This window comes from Mesorhizobium sp. M1396 (genome assembly GCF_040317725.1).
Taxonomy (GTDB): domain Bacteria; phylum Pseudomonadota; class Alphaproteobacteria; order Rhizobiales; family Rhizobiaceae; genus Mesorhizobium.
Map to the genome: position 1 here is coordinate 86659 of NZ_JAMYLA010000016.1, position 16945 is coordinate 103603.

The following is a 16945-nucleotide window of genomic DNA, read 5'->3' on the forward strand; positions in this document are numbered from 1 at the left end:
CATGGTTCAGGCAAACAGAAAGAAGCCCATGGCAAAGACAGCCGGTGCAGCCGCTTCCGATCGAGCAGCCGCACAGGCTCATTTCCGCACGCTGCGTCTGGGCACGCCGTTCCAGCCGCGCATCGATGCGCTGGCCAGAACCCAGGACTGGTACAATTGGGCCGGCTACCGCGCCCCGCATTCGCTGTGGGACGAGGAGCTCGAATATTTCGCCATCCGCAGCCAGGCGGCGCTGTTCGACATTTCGCCGATGACCAAATATCGGATCGAGGGGCCGGACGCCGAAGCCTTGCTCGATCGTGTCACCTTGCGCGACGTCACCAAGCTCAAGCCCGGCCGCGTCCACTACACCGCCTGGTGCGACGATGAGGGCTTTGTCCTCGACGACGGCACGCTGTTTAGGCTGTCGCTGACCCACTTCCGCCTCTGTTCGCAGGAGCGGCACTTGCCCTGGCTGCTCGACAGCGCCATTGGATTCAACGTCACGGTCGAGGAAGAAACCGAGGCCGTCGCTGGCCTCGCTTTGCAAGGCCCGACCTCCTTTGCTGTGTTGCGCGATGCCGGCTTCGCCGGCGTCGAGCGGCTGAAAATATTCGACCTCGCCGACTTCCCGCATGATGGCGACACGGTCACCATTTCGCGCACCGGGTTTACCGGCGATCTCGGTTATGAACTGTTCTTGCCGGCCGGCAAAGCGCTGAGCCTGTGGGACCGGTTGATGATTGCGGGCGAACCGCGCGGCATCCGCGCTATCGGTTACACCGCGCTCAACCGCGCGCGTCTCGAGGCCGGGCTGATCGTTGCCAACACGGATTTCACCACAGCCGAGCACGCCATCCGCACAGACCGCTTGCGGATGCCCGACGAGATCGGGCTTGGCTTCATGATCGATCTGGAAAAGGGCCATTTCAACGGCCGCCGCGCCATCCTCGAGGCGAGAGCGAAACGCAAGCTGCGCAATGTGCTGGTCGGGCTGGAGATCGAAGGCAACATCCCGGCCGAACACGCCATCGTCTACCACAAGAAGGCTCGGGAGGTCGGCCTGGTCAGCGGCGCCATGTGGTCGCCCATGGCCAAGCGCAACGTCGCCATCGCCTCGCTGGCGCGGCCATATGGTGATACCATGGTCGAGGATCTCTGGGTTGAGATTTACGCGATGCGCGAGCTGCGGTATCAGAAGCTGATGAAGCGAGCCAAGGTGGTGGCGCGGCCGTTCATCAAGCTCGACCGCCGCACTGCCAACCCGCCGGCGGACTTCTGATCATGACCGACGAAGCCGACAAGCTGGATGGAGACGGGGAAGCAGCCGAACAGTGGGAGCTGGTCAACACGCCGCTCGGCGAAAAATGGTCAGGCCGCACGCGCTATGCCGCGGCCATGTTTTTCTACAAGCGCGACGAGATGAACGCCGAGACACTCGAAGTCTACCGCATCTGCGCCCGGCTCGATTCGGAAGATCCGCTGCCGATCATCCGCGTTCGCGGCGTCGGCAGGGACTGGCTTAAGCGCATGGGCTTCCAATAGGTCGTCCTAACCTATCGTTTTTTCCAGCATGTTGAGCCAGTTGCGATAGGCGATCTTCTCGATCAGCGCGCGGCCGAAGCCACGCGCGGCCAATGCATCGAGTAGCTTCGGCAGGCCGGCAACGTCGCCGATCACGGCCGGGATCATGGCGCCGTCGAAATCGGAGCCGAGGCCGACGCCATCTTCCCCCAGCGCCTGCAGCAGGGAATCGACGTGGCGCACCATGATGTCGAGGCTGGTGTCGGCATTCATGCGCCCGTCCTCGCGCAAGAAGCCGGTGGCGAAATTCAGCCCGACCATGCCGCCGGACTCACGGATCGCGCCGAGCTGCCAGTCGGTGAGATTGCGCGAATGACCGCAGATCGCATGCACGTTGGAATGGGTGGCGACCAGCGGCGCATCGCTGAGCGCGGCGACATCGCGAAAACCCTTCTCGTTGAGATGCGACAGGTCGATCATGATCTTCAGCTGGTTGCAGGCCTTGACCAGCGCCTTGCCGGCATCGGTCAGGCCGGGCCCGGTGTCGGGCGAGGACGGAAAGCGGAATGGCACGCCGTGACCGAAGGCGTTCGGCCGGCTCCAGACGATGCCGAGCGAGCGCAAGCCGGCGGCGTGCAGCACGTCGAGCATGGTGAGTTCGGGATCGATCGCCTCGACCCCTTCGATGTGGAACACCGCCGCGATCGAGCCTTGCGCCATGGCGTTGCGCACGTCGCCGGCGCTGCGGCAGACGGTGAGCGCTCCGGCCCGTTCCAGCCGGAGCAGGATCGAGGCCATCGCAATCGTCGAGGTCAGCGCGTCATTGCGCGGAACCTCGGGCGGCAGCGGCTCGGTATGGCTCGGCGCCAAGGGCACGGCGCTGCGCCTGGATTTCTCGACAGGCGGCGGAAAGACGGCGAACATCCCGCCGGCAAAGCCACCGGCCTTGGCACGCGGCAGGTCGATATGGCCGCTCGATTTCCCCTCTATGAACAGCTTTTCGACGTCGGTGTCTTTCGACTGATAAAGTCTGAGCAACGTATCGTTGTGGCCGTCGAAGACGGGAACGAGGTCGGTTTCGGTCATGGGGGATCATTCGATTCGTTTGTCGGCAAGGTGGCTGCGATAGATCATATCTACTTAGGCAGGATGCGCCACCCGGGCAAATACCAAAGCCACCCCGGTGAGACCGCAGCCGCCTGCCGCGCCGTTTGCGAACGCCAAAATCCCTACTGCTTCAGCACGTCGGCCCATTCCTTGTGGCGGCGGAACTGGGCGTTGGCGAACGGGCAGAGCGGAATGATCTTTTTCCCCGCCGCGCGCGCATCCTCGACGGCGCGGGTGACGAGCCGAAGCCCGGCACCCTGGCCGCGAAACGCGTCCGGTACCTCTGTGTGATCGATGATGATCTGGTGCTCGCCGATCTTGGTGAAGGTCATCTCTGCTTCGGCGCCACCGGGCCCGCGAAGGACGTAGCGACCCTTGGAACCGCGATCCTCCAGTTCGATCTCAGGCAGTTGATCCGGCATCGCTATATTCCTTGGGCAGCACCGGCAAAGAGCCGCCGCGCCGCCTCGATCTCGTTTGGCCGCACCTCGTGCCCGCCTTCATGCCACTCCACTGTGACATCGGCGCCATCGGCACGCAAATAGGCTTCGAGCCGCGTCGTCAGGTTCGGCGGGCTGATCGGATCGCGCTTGCCGGCGGTCACGAGAATGTGACGGCCGGCAAGGCTGCCCTTGACCTTCGGTTCGAACGGGATCAGCGGATGCATCAGCACCGAAGCGTCGAACTGCGCCGGCGCCGCAAACACCACCGAGGCCAGGATATTGGCGCCGTTGGAGTAGCCGAGGCCGAGCACGGCCGATGGCTTCGCCGCCTCGACATGCGCCTTGACGAAGCCCGCCATCTTGGCCGTCGCCCGCGCCAGATCGTCCATGTCGTAGACGCCTTCGCCAGTGCGACGAAAGAAGCGCGCGGCACCTTGTTCCGACACATCGCCGCGCGGCGAGATGATGGTTGCCCGCGGCGCGAGATCGCGCCCCAGCGACAGAAGCTGGTTCTCATCGGCCCCCGTGCCATGGAAGACGAACAGCAGCGGACCGCCCGGCGAACCGGGCAGCAGCTTATGGATGTACGCGTCCTTGCTCATGGTCTAGCCTTCCAGCTTCTGCAGATGCTGTTCGAGATAGGGTCGCAGGTGCTGGTGCTGCGTCGGCAGCTTCAGCGCCTCGCCGAGATGAGCGGTATCCTCATCGCGATCGAAACCCGGCTCGTTGGTGGCGACTTCGAACAGCACGCCACCCGGCGTGCGGAAATAGATTGCCCAGAAATAATCGCGGTCGATCACCGGCGTCACTCCATAGCCAGTGTCCATCAACGCCTTGCGCACTTCGAGCTGCTTGGCGCGGTTCTCGACGGCGAAGGCGACATGGTGGACGGAGCCGGCGCCGAGATCGGCGAAGGCCGTGGTCGGCAGCGATTCGATATCGACGACGTCGGCGCCGTTGCCGTTCTTCACAGCGAGCCGCCTGACATTGCCTGATTTCTCGATCTCCTCGTAGCCCATGAATTTCAAAAGCTCCTCGGTAGCGCCGCCATCCTTCAGCCGGAGCGACACGGAATGGAAGCCGCGGATCGCCTCATCAACGGGGATGCTGCCTTTCGCCCATGGCGCTCTGCCGTCTGCCTTGTCCTCGACCAGCGCGAAGCCGTCGCCATCGGGACCAGCAAAGGCCAGACGCTTCTCGCCGAATGCCTCTTCGCGCGACACGCCGGTGACGCCTTCATCGGCAAAACGCTTTTCCCAGTAGGCAAGCGTACCTTCGGGCACCGAATAGACCGTGGTGCCGACTTCGCCGACGCCATGACGGCCCTTGCCGATGTTGGGGAACGGGAAATAGGTCATCACCGAACCGGGCGTCCCGGACTCGTCGCCATAGTAGAGGTGGTAGACATCGGGCGCGTCGAAATTGACGGTCTTCTTGACCCGGCGCTGGCCAAGCTTTTGGGTGAAGAACTCATTGTTCTGCCGGGCATCCCTGGCCATCGATGTGACGTGATGCAGGCCCTTGATCTGGTCGAGCATTGTCTTGCTCCTTCTCTTGGTGCTTGTGCGGCCTCGCCGCTGTCCACGCCAATATGAGGATGCGAGCGCTTTGGGCAAAGACGGCAAACACAGAATGGACTGTGCTGTAAAAGTGAACAAAGGAAAGAAGTTTGTTCACCAAATGGCTCGCGAGACAGACTTGCGCCGTCGCCGGAATTCGGTTCCATGAGCGGCGTTCGACCATCCAGCGACAGGGGTATCGCGAGTGACTGGAAAAGCCAGGCGGCCTAACATTCTGCTGATCACATGCGACCAGTGGCGCGGCGATTGTCTGTCGGCCGCGGGCCATCCGCTTGTGAAGACGCCGAATGCCGATGCGCTCGCCGCGGAGGGAGGGCTGTTCAAGCGGCACTATGGTGGTGCTGCGCCCTGCTCGCCGGCTCGCGCCTGCCTCTACACCGGCCTCTACCAGATGAACAACCGCGTCTGCCGCAATGGGACGCCGCTCGACGCCCGTCACGGCAACATCGCGCTGCATGCCCGCGGCCTTGGCTATGATCCGACGCTGTTCGGCTACAGCGACGTGTCGCTCGATCCACGTTTGCTGGCGCCGGGCGACCCTCGGCTGCAAAGCTATGAAGGCGTGCTGCCGGGCTTTACGGTGCGCCAGTTGCTGCCTGAGCATCAGAAGCAGTGGCTGTCCTGGCTGAAGCAGCGAGGTATCGACACCAGCGCCGGATCTCCCGACATCCACCGCCCGGTGACCGACGGCAAGGCCGGTGCCGGCGTCAGCAACGCGCCGCCCATCTATTCCGAGGACGAAACGCCGGCCGCGTTCCTGACCCGCGAATTCACGCGCTGGCTCGGCGAGCAGGAGCACGCATCACCTTGGTTCGCGCATCTGTCCTTCATCAGCCCGCACCCGCCCTTCATCGTCCCGGAGCCCTACAACACGCTGTATGAACCAGCAGACGGTCCCGCCTTCCAGCGCGCGGCAAGCTGGCAGACAGAGGCGGAAAGCCATCCCTATCTCGCCTATGACCTCGGCCGGCAGAAGCAGGCCAAGTTCCGTCCCGACGCCAGTGGCATGGTGCATGACTGGAGCAATGAAGACTTTCGCCGCCTCCGCGCGATCTATTACGGCATGATCTCCGAGGTCGACGCGCAGCTCGGCCGCGTCTGGCAAGCGGTCAAGGCCGCGGGCGCGTGGGACGACACAATCATCGTGCTGACATCGGACCATGCCGAGATGATGGGCGACCATTTCATGCTGGGCAAGGGCGGCTACTTCGACGGCAGCTACCACATTCCGCTGATCATCCGCGATCCGCGTCACCGCAAGGCGGCCGGCGGCAGCGTCGATCGCTTCACCGAAGCGGTGGACCTTGTGCCGACGCTTCTCGACCTGCTCGGCGAGGATCCCGCGCCGCACCTCGACGGCCATTCGCTGAGGCCGTTCCTGGACGGCAAGAACCCTGCAGCCTGGCGCGATGCCGCGCATTGGGAGTTCGACTTCCGCTCGGTTGCCGAAGGTGAGGCCGAACGCCATTTCGGCATCGCCTCACGCCAGTGCAATCTCGCCGTCATCCGTACGGAAAGATTTAAATATGTGCATTTCGGTGGCGGCCTGCCGCCACTGCTGTTCGATCTGGAAAGCGATCCGGGCGAACTGCACAATCTCGCGGCCTCCCCAAAGCATCTCGCCGTGCGGCTGGAGTTTGCCGAACGGCTGCTTGCCTGGCGTGCCGAACATCTCGACCAGTCGCTGGCACTGGCCGAACTCACCGAGCACGGAATTGCAGGCCGCGCCGCCGGTCTCCCTCCGCGCCTGACATGAAAAAGGTCCGCCCCGTTGCCGGGGCGGACCTTCTTCAAGACTGAACCGAGCTACCGCACAATCATGCGCTGCTGATCGCGCTTCTCGGCATAGCTGCCCTTTTCATAGGCGGTTTGAGCCTCGAGCTGTTCTTTGGTGAAGGTCGTGTAGAGATACTTGTTGCCGTCCTTGTCGGTCATGAATTTGAGATTATCCATACCGACCGCGACTTCCTTCGCGCCAATGCCGAGGAAGCCGCCGACATCGACGATCACGGCATCGGGTTTTTTGTCGGGGGTCAAGACGACGTCGCCGATCACGCCGACCTTGGCATCGTTGGCGCCGTAGACAGTGGTGCCCTTCAGATCGTCGGCGCGAATCTCACCAACCGGCATTTCGGTCAGCGCGGACTTGTCGATGGCTGCGGTCTGTGTCTGGTCAGGAGCCGTCGGAACAGCCGCGGTCGTGTCCGCCGGAGCGGTCGTGGCAGAAGGTGCGGCGGCCGGTGCGGTTGCTGGCGGCGCATTGGAAGCCGTCGTTGCCGGTAGCGGATCATAGGCCTTGCGGTCGAAATCCGGCTGCGCCTCCAGCTCTTCCTTGGTGGTCTGGGCCACCAGCCAGCGATCGCCATTCTTCTCGGCCCATTTGGCCTTGTTGAAATCATAGGCGACGTTCTTGGCCCCTATACCGAGGAATCCGCCGACGCCGATGATCAGGGACTGCGCTTTGCCTTCCTTGGTCAGAACGATATCGTTGACGCTGCCGATGTTCTGCGCGTCATCGCCGGTGCCGTTGTAGACGGTTTCGCCGAGGATGTTGGTGGCAAGGTTGCCGTCGGCGCGCTTCACCGGTTCCGTCGGAGCGGCGTTCATGTCGACAGGCTTTTGCGCGGTATCCGTCGTCGCGGGTGCTGTTGGCGCCGCGGTCGATGCGGCAGGTGCAGGAGCGTAAGGCTTGCTATCGAATTCTGCCTGCGCCGTCAGCTCGTTCTTGGTCGTCGGGGCAACCAGCCAGCGGTCGCCGTTCTTTTCGGCCCATTGCAGCTTGTCGTAGTCGAAAGCGACGTTCTTCGCTCCGACACCCAGAAAACCGCCGACGCCGATGATGACGGATTTCGCCTGCCCATCCTTGTCGAAGACGACGTCAGTGACCTTGCCGATGTTCTCGGCATCGTCGCCGGTGCCGTTGTAGACGGATTCACCGACGATGTTGGTGACGATGCTGCCTTCCGCGCGCACTACCGGAGCGGCCGGCTCCTGTACGGCAGGTGCATCCGCAGGTGCCGGGGTTGTCGTACTCTGCGCGTAGGCCCCGGTCGCGACCAGCGCTGCGAGTGCGGTCGTGGCTAAGAGGTTGCGGGTCATGATGTTCTCTCCTCGTGCCTGATTTCGTGCACGCCGCGCTCATCGTCGCTAAAAGAGATCGGACGCGGCGTCTTTTACAGCTTCACAACGTCGTGAGCATGCTGTTGTTCCGACAAAAAGCGCGGGCGTCCGTGCCAGAAAGCACCGAGCGATGTAACCTTGGTCGCAGAGCGACCCGAGCGAATGTCAATTGCTCTCGAGCGGAACCTTTCCCGCTTCGCCGCGTTTCAGCCTGCGGCTGGGTCTGTCCCGGTCCAACCTAATGACGGGAGCGGGCATGAAATTCGCGGCGGTGCTGAACCGGGATGGTGGCACCTTACGCACAACTGACCTTGCCGCTTTCTCCGACAGGATGCATCAGACGCTGGAGACGGCAGGTCACTCTCTCAGCATCGAGATTGTCGCAGGCAAGGATGTGGTGGAAACGCTCGACGGCGCGGCTTCACGCCGCTCCGTCGATGTCGTGCTGGCCGGTGGCGGCGACGGGACCATTTCCGCCGCGGCTGCCCGGCTGATGGGCACGAAGAAGGCGCTCGCCATATTGCCGGCCGGCACCATGAACCTGTTCGCACGCGGGCTGGGTATTCCGCAGTCGCTCGATGCCGCGCTCAAATCCTTCGCCGACGGCGAAATCATCGCGGTTGACATGGCGACTGCTAACGGCCGACCCTTCATCCACCAGTTCTCGATCGGCATGCATGCGAAGATGGTGCAACTGCGCCAAAAAATGGAGTTCGGTTCGCGGCTGGGAAAGATCCGTGCCTCGGTCAGGGCGGCTTGGGTGACGATCAAAAATCCACCGGCGATGAACGTGACGCTCAGCATCGGCGAAGCCGAGATGGCGGCCCGCATTACCGGCATCGGCATCACCAACAATCTGTTCGGCGAAGGCCACTTGCCCTACGCCGACAACCCGGCGGGCGGCGTGCTTGGCGTCTATGTCACGGTGGCGCGGCAGCGCGCCGAACTGGTCAAATTCTTCTTCAACATGGCGCGCGGCAAATGGCGCGACAACGAACATGTCGAAATCCATCAGGCGAGCAAAACGGTCCTGAAAATCCATTCGGGGAGCAGCAAGTTTCGCGCCGTGATGGATGGAGAACTGGTCCGTCTCGACCGTGAAACGACGATCGAAATCCACCCTGGCGCACTGAATGTGCTGGTGCCGGCCAGCGTCGCCGAGGCAAAGGCCGCCTGATGCGATCTCTAACCACGAAGCCCGAAAATCTAGCCGCTCGGCGCACTTCCTTGCTCTGTCGCCGGCGTCTTGACAATTTCACCATAGATCTCGGCGATGCCCCAGGCTGCGAAGGCCAGCAACAGCGCGGCAATCAAAATGCGCAGGCCGTGCCAGCCCCATCGCCCCTGACGCGCTTTGTTTTCGGGAATGATCTTGGGCATGGTCGGTCCTTATCTCGTTTTGCACCAGGTGACGCGTCCGGCACAATATTGTCAGGTAACGGTTCCTCGCTAGGATGGTTCCGGGTCGACGAAGACAGCGCGGGGGCGAAGACGAAGACCGGGCATTGGGGACTTGGGTGAATAGCAAGGCGGAGATAGTGCCGGATTTGCCGGCCGAAGTTGCGCGCGCGGTCGAGGACGAAGACCGGCTGGCGGTGCTGCATGGGCTGGAGATACTGGATACTGCGGCCGACCCGGATTTCGACCGCATCAGCAGCCTTGCCGCGGCGGTGATGCAGGTGCCGATCGCCCTGGTCACGCTCGTCGACCATGGGCGGCAATGGTTCAAATCCTGCTTCGGCCTGGACGAGACCGAAGCCGCGACCGACACCTCCTTCTTCGCCCATGCGATTGCCGCCGGCAACGAACCGATGGTGGTCGCGGACGCAACGATGGACCCCCGTTTCAGGGCCAACCCGCTGGTCACCGGCAAGCACCATGTCCGCTTCTATGCCGGCGCGCCGATGATCGCCGCAGGTGCCCGCATCGGCACGCTGTGCGTGCTCGATCGCAAGCCGCATGCCTTTCCATCCCGCGCCGAACTCGACCAGTTGAAGGCGCTCGCCGGCCTCGCCGCCAGCCTTTTCACCTTGAAGGACGCCACCCGCAGCGGCGCCATCGCCGAGGCCGCACTGGCGCGTGAGGAAAAGCGGCGCGCCATCGCGCTCGATGCGGCGTCGCTCGCCAGCTGGGCGTGGGACATCCGCACCGACATCATCGAATGCGACGCCTTGCTGTCGGAGCTGTTCAACCTGCCGCGCTCGAACCGGCTGCGGGCACGCGACATCCTCACCGCCATCGATCCGCGCGACGTCTATCAGACCAAAACCCGCTTTCGCGATGCCTTGACCGGCAGCGACGACTATTTCGGCGAATACCGGGTGAAGGGCTTTCATCCGCCACGCTGGCTCGCCACGCGTGGCCGCGTCATCGAGCGCGACGGCGACGGCAAGCCGACGCTGATCTTCGGCGTCAACTACGACATATCGGAGCGCAAGCTTGGCGACGAGCGGCAACGGCTGCTGCTGCGTGAGCTCAACCACCGCGTCAAGAACACGTTGGCCACGGTCCAGGCACTGGCGACGCAGACCGTGCGCCATGCCCGCCAGCCGAGCGAATTCCTCGAAGCCTTCGGCGCCCGGCTTCAGGCCCTGGGTATCGCCCACAATTTGTTGTCGGACCGCGAGTGGCGCGGCATCGGCATTCGTGAACTCGTCAAGATCGAGGTCAGGCCTTTCGAAACGGCAGCGCAGCCGCGAATGACGATCTCCGGCGACGATTTGCTGCTGTCGCCCGACCAGGCTGTCGGTCTTGGCCTGATCCTGCATGAACTGGGCAGCAATGCGCTGCAATATGGATCGCTGTCGGTGGTATCAGGCAAGGTTGATCTCGACTGGAGGACGCAAGGCAGGAAGGGTGCCCGACGCCTTGTGCTGACCTGGCGCGAAAGCGGCGGCCCGCAAGTCGCTCCGCCGGAGCGGCACGGCTTCGGCTCGATCGTCATCCGCCGCGGCCTTGCCAAGGTCGTTTCCAGCGAAGTGACCCATGAGTTCCGGCCGGAAGGCGTGTTTGCCGAAATATCGATGCCGCTGGAGGATCTGTCGAAGTGACAGACCACGATCCCGAAAAAGTGGAAACCCGGTTTTCGCGGCCAAACGGTTTCCGTTTGTCCAGAGATCCTGGTCAAAGAGAAAAACGACCTATTTCCGCTCGCTCTCATCCGGATCGTCGGATTTCACATTCTCGCGGTAGATCGCGTAAGCCGCGAGCGCCACGGCCGGACCCAGAATAACACCGAGACCGCCCTTTCCCTTGAGCAGCGTCGGCAGCACGGCCAGCGCGGCGGTGATGCCGATTGCTTTCATGTCGGCATTGCGGCGCTGCGCCCGGCGTCGGGCGCGCGAGCCCGCGGATATCAGGTAAATCAGCAGGATCAGCCCGGCAAGCACCAGGAAACCGGCGCCAAAGCCCAGCGCGGCGGCAAGCGACCCGTAGCGCGTCGCCGCCCAGATATAGGCTGCCCCGACCAGAAAGCCGAGACCACAGAGCGCTGCCGTTATGGCGATCCCATAGACGATTGCCGCCGTGCGCGCCCGGCGCATGGCGGCAACGGTTTCGCCCGACGCCAGGCCGGAAATCAGGGATGCGAGCATTCCCATCCGAGGATGCGATTAGCGACGCGCGAGGAGCGCGAAGAGGAAGCCGACGCCGGCAGCGATCGCCAGTGACGTCACCGGCTTTTCGCGCACGCTGGCCATCATCTGCGCTTCGATGTCCTTTGCGTTGCTGCGCAGACTGTCAAAGGCGGCTTCGCCTTGCGCACGCAGCTGCTCGACCCCTTCGGTGGCCGCACGGCGGGCCGTGCCATAGCCATGCTCCCCGGTCTTGGCCAACTGCTTGGTGAGCTTGTCGATATCGGCCTTCAGCTGCCTGATGTCGGCTTCGAGGTCCGCATTCGCACGGGCGTCGTTTGCGGTCTTTCCTGCGGCAGTTGCCATTGCTTAACTCCTTGTGATTGCTTGGTTTCAAACGCGCCGCGTGTCTCAAGGTTCCGACACCAGGGGCAAACTAGCCGAAAACGCGTCCGCGCGCACCCTGTCCGCCGACATAGTAAAAAAAGCGCTTCGTCAGATCAGCGGCCGGCGGCCGCAACGGGCAGTTCTCGCAAGGATACTGGCGGCTGGAGAAAGCGCGATTGTCCTGCGCTGACATTTCGACCCCTCTTCGAAAGCCCGCTCTTTGGAAGAGCTGCATTTCAACGCGTTGCAAGGATTGAGGTTCCGCCGCCTGCCACATGTCTTTTTTAAATGACAGCACGCCGATTAGCGATCATGAGTCTATGCGTTTCAAGGAGTCCTTGCCTGTGCCCACATTGCTCGACGGATTGCGGATTCTCGTCCTGGAGGACGAATTTCTTATCGCCATGGATGTCGAGCAGCTTTGCCGTGACCACGGCGCCGGTGAGGTGGTGATCGCGCGCGATCTGACCGAGGTCGATGGCCGGGAGGTCGCCTTGCAATTCGATGCGGCCATCGTCGACCTCATGCTGGGCGGCGCCTCGACACTCGATTTCGCGTCGGGGCTGCGCGCGGCGGGCGTTCCTTTCGTGTTCGCGTCGGGCTATTCGGATGCCGATGAAATCAAGGCATCGTTTCCGGGTGTCAGGCTGGTCGGCAAACCCTATTCGGGCGAAGACCTGGTGCAGGCGGTGGCGGCGGCCTGCGGACGTTCTGCTCCCGGTTGAGACAAGATTTCGACCCGCGCCTGGCGATCGCGGGTCAGCTGGCTGGCGAGCCCGTTACCTGGGCCGAAATCGCATCCGGACCATACTCGTCTTCGCCCGATATTTTCAGGATCTCCTGCAGGCGCGTGCGGGCCCGGCTGACGCGGCTCTTGATCGTCCCGACCGCGCAACCGCAAATCTCGGCCGCCTCCTCGTAGGAGAAACCCGACGCACCGATAAGGATGATGGCTTCGCGCTGGTCCTCCGGCAATTGTTCAAGGGCGCCGCGAAAATCCTTCAGATCGAGCTGGCCATGCTGGGCCGGATGAACGGCAAGCCTGGCCGTCATGATGCCGTCGCTGTCTTGCACTTCGCGCCCGCGTTTGCGCATCTGCGAATAGAATTCATTGCGCAGGATCGTGAAAAGCCATGCCTTGAGATTGGTGCCGGGCTGGAAGCTCTCATGCTTGTCCCATGCCTTGACCAGCGTTTCCTGGACGAGGTCGTCCGCTTTGTCGGCATTCTGCGTCAACGACACGGCAAAGGCGCGCAAGCTCGGGATCGCCCCAAGCAAATCGGTCTTGAAGCCTTGGGAGACCGCTGCCATGCCTCAGTCCTTCTTCTGTGCGGGTTCGGCCTGTTCCAGTTGGCTGAGCAACTGGGCGAAGCGATCCGGCACATCGTCGGAGACCAGCTCGTCGTAATATTGTTTGAGTTTGCGTCCGATTTCGGAGTTCGGCCCGAGGGCGTCACCAGAACCGTTCCGGCGCCTCCCCGCGGCGCCAGCTAGAATATCTTTCGTCATATCCTTCATTTTGCCCTTGTATTCCCAGAACCCAAGCCGCTCACAACAGACTCAATAAAACGCAAGCGGCACCCTCGTCTGGTTGCCCATCCCGACGCCTAAACGCCGTCTGCCCGCATTAGTTCCATCGAGATCGGAACTTTTTCTCAGGACCAGCGTTGTTTGACCGGGGTTGCAATCAGCTTAACCTGCAATCTATGCAATTACGTCATTCTGAGGGAGACGTCCTATCATGAGCTTATCCGCCACCATCGCACCACATCTGCCGTTCCTGCGCCGCTTCTCGCGGGCCGTTTCCGGATCGCAGGAGAGTGGCGACGCGCTGGTCGCCGCGATGCTCGAAGCCATTATCGCCGATGTCGATATCTTCCCCGAGGCATCGAGCGATCGTATCGCGCTGTACAAGGTTTTCGCCAAGCTGTTCACATCGGTCGCCATCCGCGTCCCGCAGGAGCAGGTGCAGTCGGCATGGGAACAGCGCGCCGCCGCCAATCTGAATGCTATAGCGCCGCTCCCCCGCCAGGCCTTCCTGCTCGTCGCCGTCGAAGGTTTCAGCGAGGACGAGGCGGCGGAGATTCTCGATGTCGGCGACCAGGAGTTTTCAGAGCTGCTTGCCCAGGCAAGCAACGAGATTTCCCGCCAGGTGGCAACCGACGTGCTGATCATCGAGGATGAACCGCTAATCGCCATGGATATAGAGGAAATGGTCGAGAGCCTCGGGCACCGCGTCGTCGGAACGGCGCGCACCCATGCCGAGGCGGTGATGATGTTCGGCAAGACACGGCCAAAGATGGTGCTGGCCGACATCCAGCTCGCCGACGGCAGTTCGGGCATCGAGGCGGTAAACGAGATCCTGTCGTCGACATCGGTGCCGGTCATCTTCATCACCGCCTTTCCCGAGCGTCTGTTGACCGGCGAACGTCCCGAACCGGCCTTCCTGGTCACCAAGCCGTTCAATCCCGATATGGTCAAGGCGCTGATCAGCCAGGCGCTGTTCTTCGATCGCCAGGCAAAAGCCGCCGCCTAGACTCGCGGCACGTCCTGCCGGCACGACATTGAGGACCGCCCGATGCGATACATCGGGCGGCTTTGTGGCGAGCCGGATTCATCATCGGCGAAATTCCCGCACCTCCGGCTTCGAACGATTTGCAAGCATCGTCTTTTTCGGCAAAGGGTGGAACAAACCGCATCTACCCACGTTTTCATCGCACCATTCGAAGGAGATGGACCATGCTTTACTGGGCGCTCGTATTTCTCGTCGTGGCAATCATCGCCGGCGCGCTTGGTTTCGGCGGCATCGCCGGTACGTCTGCTGGCATAGCGCAGATATTGTTTTTCATCTTTCTCGCTTTCCTGATCATTTCGCTTCTTGCGGGCCTATTCAGACGGGCGTGAGGGCCGAGCGATCATCCGAGCGAACACTGGAAGCCGCACCCCTCAAACGGTTTCCAGTCACCGCCGGGCGGTATCCTGCAAAGGGCACTGTCCGGCGGACCGCTTTTGGAGGCTGGTTTCGGGAATCTCTTTTGGAACCCATTCAACAGTGAGCCGTTCAGCCTGAGTTGGGTGGACAGTTTGGCCGATGCGTTCCAGAACCGGAGATAGGAAGGACGACGTGCAAAGCGATGAAGTCATCGCCCTGCATCCTGCCGAAAGCGGTATGCAGCTTGGCCGGGCTCTTCTCCACGCCTTGCACAATGCCGGCATTTCCGTTCTCTATCAGGATCGCGAGATGAAAACCGTATGGGCGCGCAACATGCGCGCGCCCTGGGTTTCCGATACCGCCGACAGCAACGGCATCCTGCCGGCGGCGCAGGCCGACCGCATTGGCGCGGCCAAGCGCGACGTCATTGCATCCGGCAACCCGCAACGTCTCGAGATCAGCGTTCCCGTCGAGGATGGCATCCGCTGGTTCCAAGTCTGGATCGATGCCGACCACGGCGATGGCGGCACGGTGCAAGGCGTCGTCACCACCATGGTCGAGACGACCGAGCAGAAACGCCGTGAGCAGACCCTGACGACGCTGTTGCGCGAAGTCAGTCATCGCTCGAAGAATCTGCTGGCGATCATTCAAAGCATAGCCACCCAGACCGGGCGCTACTCCGACAGCATCGGTGATTTCCTGACACGCTTCCGCGGCCGGCTGCAATCGCTGGCTTCGTCACAGGATCTCGTGACCTCCTCCAATTGGCGAGGCGCCGCACTTCGCGAACTGGTATCGGGCCAGGTTGGCCGCTACGGCGGAGATCCGGTGCGCAGCCTGCGTTTTCAGGGGGCAAACCCCTATCTCAATCCGAACGCCGCCCTGCATATCGGCCTCGCCATGCATGAACTCGCCGTCAACTCGGTGAGCTATGGCGCCCTGTCGCGGCCGGATGGGTTCGTCGAGGTTACAGCCAGCCTGCCCGCGGCCGACACCGGGACCTCCCTGTCTCTGACATGGGCCGAGACGATCGGAGCCAATGATATCACGCGTAGCGAGAAGCGCTTCGGCAGCGTCGCGCTTGAACGGGTCGTGCCGGCGTCGCTGAACGGCACGGCGACGCTTGAAATCGAGGCTGGTCGCCTCGAATACCGCCTTGTCGTTCCACGGGGCAATTTCGAGACGGAATGAGCGACCGACGCCGATCCTTAACCGGGTGTTCACCATAAAAGCGGATGCTGTTTTTCCCAGATACCGCTGGAACCTGTTGCATCGCCGGACATTGCCGCGGCAGGACTTGCAGCATGGTGCGGGAGGAATGCCTTGACGGTTGCCGATATGAACAGACTGGAACAGGCCGCTCGTATCTCCATGGGCGAGTTTGAGGACTCCGAGGCGTCCGTACCACCTGTCCCCCATGCCTCACTGCGCCTTCTCGCCTTAGGTCTGGCCGCGGTTGTACTCGCAGCCGTGCTCTTCCAGTTGGCTTTCTGACGTCGAAGCCCGGCGCGCCCAGCCCGCCCCATCCTAATTAGCTGGTAAGCCTTGCGATGCAGGAACTTTGTCCAATATGGACCGTTACTGTGGCGGGAGGACTTTTCCGCCATGGAACACATCGCTGCATTGTTGCTGGTCATCGGCTGCTCGAACACGATGGCCGACTGCCGTGAACTCCAGGTTCCTGTAAGTGTCTTCGAAACCGCTGACCAATGCATTGCCGAACGGCCGTTTGCGATGAGCGATGTCCAGGGGCAGGCTCAGCATATCGTGGGCAAGTGCCTTTCGGTCGATCCGGCTCTGGAAGACGACTATGACCAGATCGTCTGGAATGTGCATCCGGACGGCACGCTCGACGCTTCCCTGGCGATTTCCAGCGTCGTGATGGCGTCGAACACGGTGCGCCCAGAAAAAGACTATCTTCGCCAACAATAGATTGCAGCAGCAAAGGCCTCCATTTCATGCTAAATGGCGGTTGGAGCTTATTAAAGTGAGGACACAAAGTGAGGAGTAACTCTATGCGGAAGATGATTATCGCCATGGTTGCGGTGGTGGCGGTCAGTGGCTGCACCTCGACCGAACAGGACGTGGTTGGCGGCGGCTTGATTGGCGCCGGTGTCGGCGGCTTGGTCGGCGGCGGCAAGGGCGCGCTGATCGGCGCGGCCGTGGGTGCCGGTTCCGGCCTGCTGGTGCGCAATCTGCGCAATGGCTATTGCCAGTATCGCGATCATCGCGGCCGGATCTACACGGCTCGCTGCAACTAGTTCGGGCGATAATCGAAACGTTGATCCGGAGACCGGTCGG

General features: G+C 62.3%; 22 protein-coding genes. 12 read left to right on the forward strand and 10 right to left on the reverse strand.

Annotation, left to right across the window (positions count from 1 at the left end):
* The first annotated feature begins 1 nt into the window (after window position 1).
* Together NKH02_RS13070 and NKH02_RS13075 are read left to right on the forward strand one after the other, a co-directional pair.
* Entirely contained in the window at window positions 2-1261 is a 1260-nt protein-coding gene (locus NKH02_RS13070) for an aminomethyl transferase family protein (RefSeq protein ID WP_502913807.1), read from the forward strand.
* Between the two features lie 2 nt (window positions 1262-1263).
* Window positions 1264-1524: a hypothetical protein gene (locus NKH02_RS13075; RefSeq protein WP_352871851.1), complete on the forward strand. Its 261-nt coding sequence runs from the start codon at window positions 1264-1266 to the stop codon at window positions 1522-1524.
* A 6-nt stretch (window positions 1525-1530) separates the two neighbouring features.
* On the opposite strand, the gene NKH02_RS13080 is transcribed toward NKH02_RS13075, so the two are convergent.
* The 4 genes from NKH02_RS13080 to NKH02_RS13095 form a co-directional block, all read right to left on the reverse strand.
* Entirely contained in the window at window positions 1531-2589 is a 1059-nt protein-coding gene (locus NKH02_RS13080) for a dipeptidase (RefSeq protein ID WP_352879212.1), read from the reverse strand.
* Window positions 2590-2732: 143 nt separating this feature from the next.
* A complete protein-coding gene (locus tag NKH02_RS13085; protein WP_023763762.1) occupies window positions 2733-3032 on the reverse strand; it encodes a GNAT family N-acetyltransferase in 300 nt (99 codons plus the stop codon).
* Between the two features lie 2 nt (window positions 3033-3034).
* Window positions 3035-3655: an alpha/beta hydrolase gene (locus NKH02_RS13090; protein ID WP_352879214.1), complete on the reverse strand. Its 621-nt coding sequence runs from the start codon at window positions 3653-3655 to the stop codon at window positions 3035-3037.
* Window positions 3656-3658: 3 nt separating this feature from the next.
* Window positions 3659-4591, reverse strand: a complete 933-nt coding sequence (locus tag NKH02_RS13095; RefSeq protein WP_352879216.1) for a VOC family protein — start codon at window positions 4589-4591, stop codon at window positions 3659-3661.
* Between the two features lie 226 nt (window positions 4592-4817).
* Between NKH02_RS13095 and NKH02_RS13100 the strand changes: the two genes are divergently transcribed.
* A complete protein-coding gene (locus tag NKH02_RS13100) occupies window positions 4818-6389 on the forward strand; it encodes an alkaline phosphatase family protein (RefSeq protein WP_352879218.1) in 1572 nt (523 codons plus the stop codon).
* Between the two features lie 50 nt (window positions 6390-6439).
* Here the strand turns inward: NKH02_RS13100 and NKH02_RS13105 are convergent, their stop codons facing one another.
* Window positions 6440-7732, reverse strand: coding sequence for a PRC-barrel domain-containing protein (locus NKH02_RS13105; RefSeq protein ID WP_352879220.1), 1293 nt, complete (start codon window positions 7730-7732; stop codon window positions 6440-6442).
* Window positions 7733-8009: 277 nt separating this feature from the next.
* Between NKH02_RS13105 and NKH02_RS13110 the strand changes: the two genes are divergently transcribed.
* Window positions 8010-8930 (forward strand): diacylglycerol/lipid kinase family protein, encoded by a 921-nt coding sequence (locus NKH02_RS13110; RefSeq protein ID WP_352871863.1) that lies wholly within the window; start codon window positions 8010-8012, stop codon window positions 8928-8930.
* Between the two features lie 29 nt (window positions 8931-8959).
* Here NKH02_RS13110 and NKH02_RS13115 read toward each other — a convergent pair whose 3' ends face one another.
* On the reverse strand, window positions 8960-9133 hold the full coding sequence (locus NKH02_RS13115) for a hypothetical protein (protein WP_023757374.1): 174 nt from the start codon (window positions 9131-9133) through the stop codon (window positions 8960-8962).
* 137 nt (window positions 9134-9270) lie between these two features.
* Between NKH02_RS13115 and NKH02_RS13120 the strand changes: the two genes are divergently transcribed.
* Complete coding sequence (locus NKH02_RS13120) at window positions 9271-10803, forward strand: sensor histidine kinase (RefSeq protein ID WP_352879223.1); 1533 nt, start codon at window positions 9271-9273, stop codon at window positions 10801-10803.
* A 90-nt stretch (window positions 10804-10893) separates the two neighbouring features.
* Here NKH02_RS13120 and NKH02_RS13125 read toward each other — a convergent pair whose 3' ends face one another.
* Window positions 10894-11352, reverse strand: a complete 459-nt coding sequence (locus NKH02_RS13125; RefSeq protein WP_352879224.1) for a hypothetical protein — start codon at window positions 11350-11352, stop codon at window positions 10894-10896.
* A gap of 12 nt (window positions 11353-11364) precedes the next feature.
* On the reverse strand, window positions 11365-11691 hold the full coding sequence (locus NKH02_RS13130) for an ElaB/YgaM/YqjD family protein (RefSeq protein ID WP_352654111.1): 327 nt from the start codon (window positions 11689-11691) through the stop codon (window positions 11365-11367).
* A 341-nt stretch (window positions 11692-12032) separates the two neighbouring features.
* Here NKH02_RS13130 and NKH02_RS13135 point away from each other — a divergent pair, with 341 nt between their 5' ends.
* The gene (locus tag NKH02_RS13135) at window positions 12033-12437 is read left to right on the forward strand and encodes a response regulator (RefSeq protein WP_502910878.1); all 405 of its coding nucleotides are present in this window, start codon (window positions 12033-12035) and stop codon (window positions 12435-12437) included.
* 34 nt (window positions 12438-12471) lie between these two features.
* Here NKH02_RS13135 and NKH02_RS13140 read toward each other — a convergent pair whose 3' ends face one another.
* Complete coding sequence (locus NKH02_RS13140; RefSeq protein ID WP_027037058.1) at window positions 12472-13023, reverse strand: sigma-70 family RNA polymerase sigma factor; 552 nt, start codon at window positions 13021-13023, stop codon at window positions 12472-12474.
* 3 nt (window positions 13024-13026) lie between these two features.
* Window positions 13027-13230, reverse strand: a complete 204-nt coding sequence (locus tag NKH02_RS13145) for a NepR family anti-sigma factor (RefSeq protein ID WP_352871872.1) — start codon at window positions 13228-13230, stop codon at window positions 13027-13029.
* 223 nt (window positions 13231-13453) lie between these two features.
* Here NKH02_RS13145 and NKH02_RS13150 point away from each other — a divergent pair, with 223 nt between their 5' ends.
* The 6 genes from NKH02_RS13150 to NKH02_RS13175 all read left to right on the forward strand — a co-directional run bounded on the left by NKH02_RS13150 (window position 13454) and on the right by NKH02_RS13175 (window position 16905).
* The gene (locus NKH02_RS13150; RefSeq protein WP_352871874.1) at window positions 13454-14248 is read left to right on the forward strand and encodes a response regulator; all 795 of its coding nucleotides are present in this window, start codon (window positions 13454-13456) and stop codon (window positions 14246-14248) included.
* Window positions 14249-14451: 203 nt separating this feature from the next.
* A complete protein-coding gene (locus NKH02_RS13155; protein WP_006203859.1) occupies window positions 14452-14616 on the forward strand; it encodes a DUF1328 domain-containing protein in 165 nt (54 codons plus the stop codon).
* Between the two features lie 187 nt (window positions 14617-14803).
* Window positions 14804-15835: a sensor histidine kinase gene (locus NKH02_RS13160; protein WP_352871876.1), complete on the forward strand. Its 1032-nt coding sequence runs from the start codon at window positions 14804-14806 to the stop codon at window positions 15833-15835.
* Window positions 15836-15967: 132 nt separating this feature from the next.
* The gene (locus tag NKH02_RS13165) at window positions 15968-16138 is read left to right on the forward strand and encodes a hypothetical protein (RefSeq protein ID WP_352871878.1); all 171 of its coding nucleotides are present in this window, start codon (window positions 15968-15970) and stop codon (window positions 16136-16138) included.
* A gap of 111 nt (window positions 16139-16249) precedes the next feature.
* Complete coding sequence (locus NKH02_RS13170) at window positions 16250-16576, forward strand: hypothetical protein (protein ID WP_352871880.1); 327 nt, start codon at window positions 16250-16252, stop codon at window positions 16574-16576.
* An 83-nt stretch (window positions 16577-16659) separates the two neighbouring features.
* Entirely contained in the window at window positions 16660-16905 is a 246-nt protein-coding gene (locus NKH02_RS13175) for a YMGG-like glycine zipper-containing protein (RefSeq protein WP_023757387.1), read from the forward strand.
* Window positions 16906-16945: the final 40 nt, after the last annotated feature.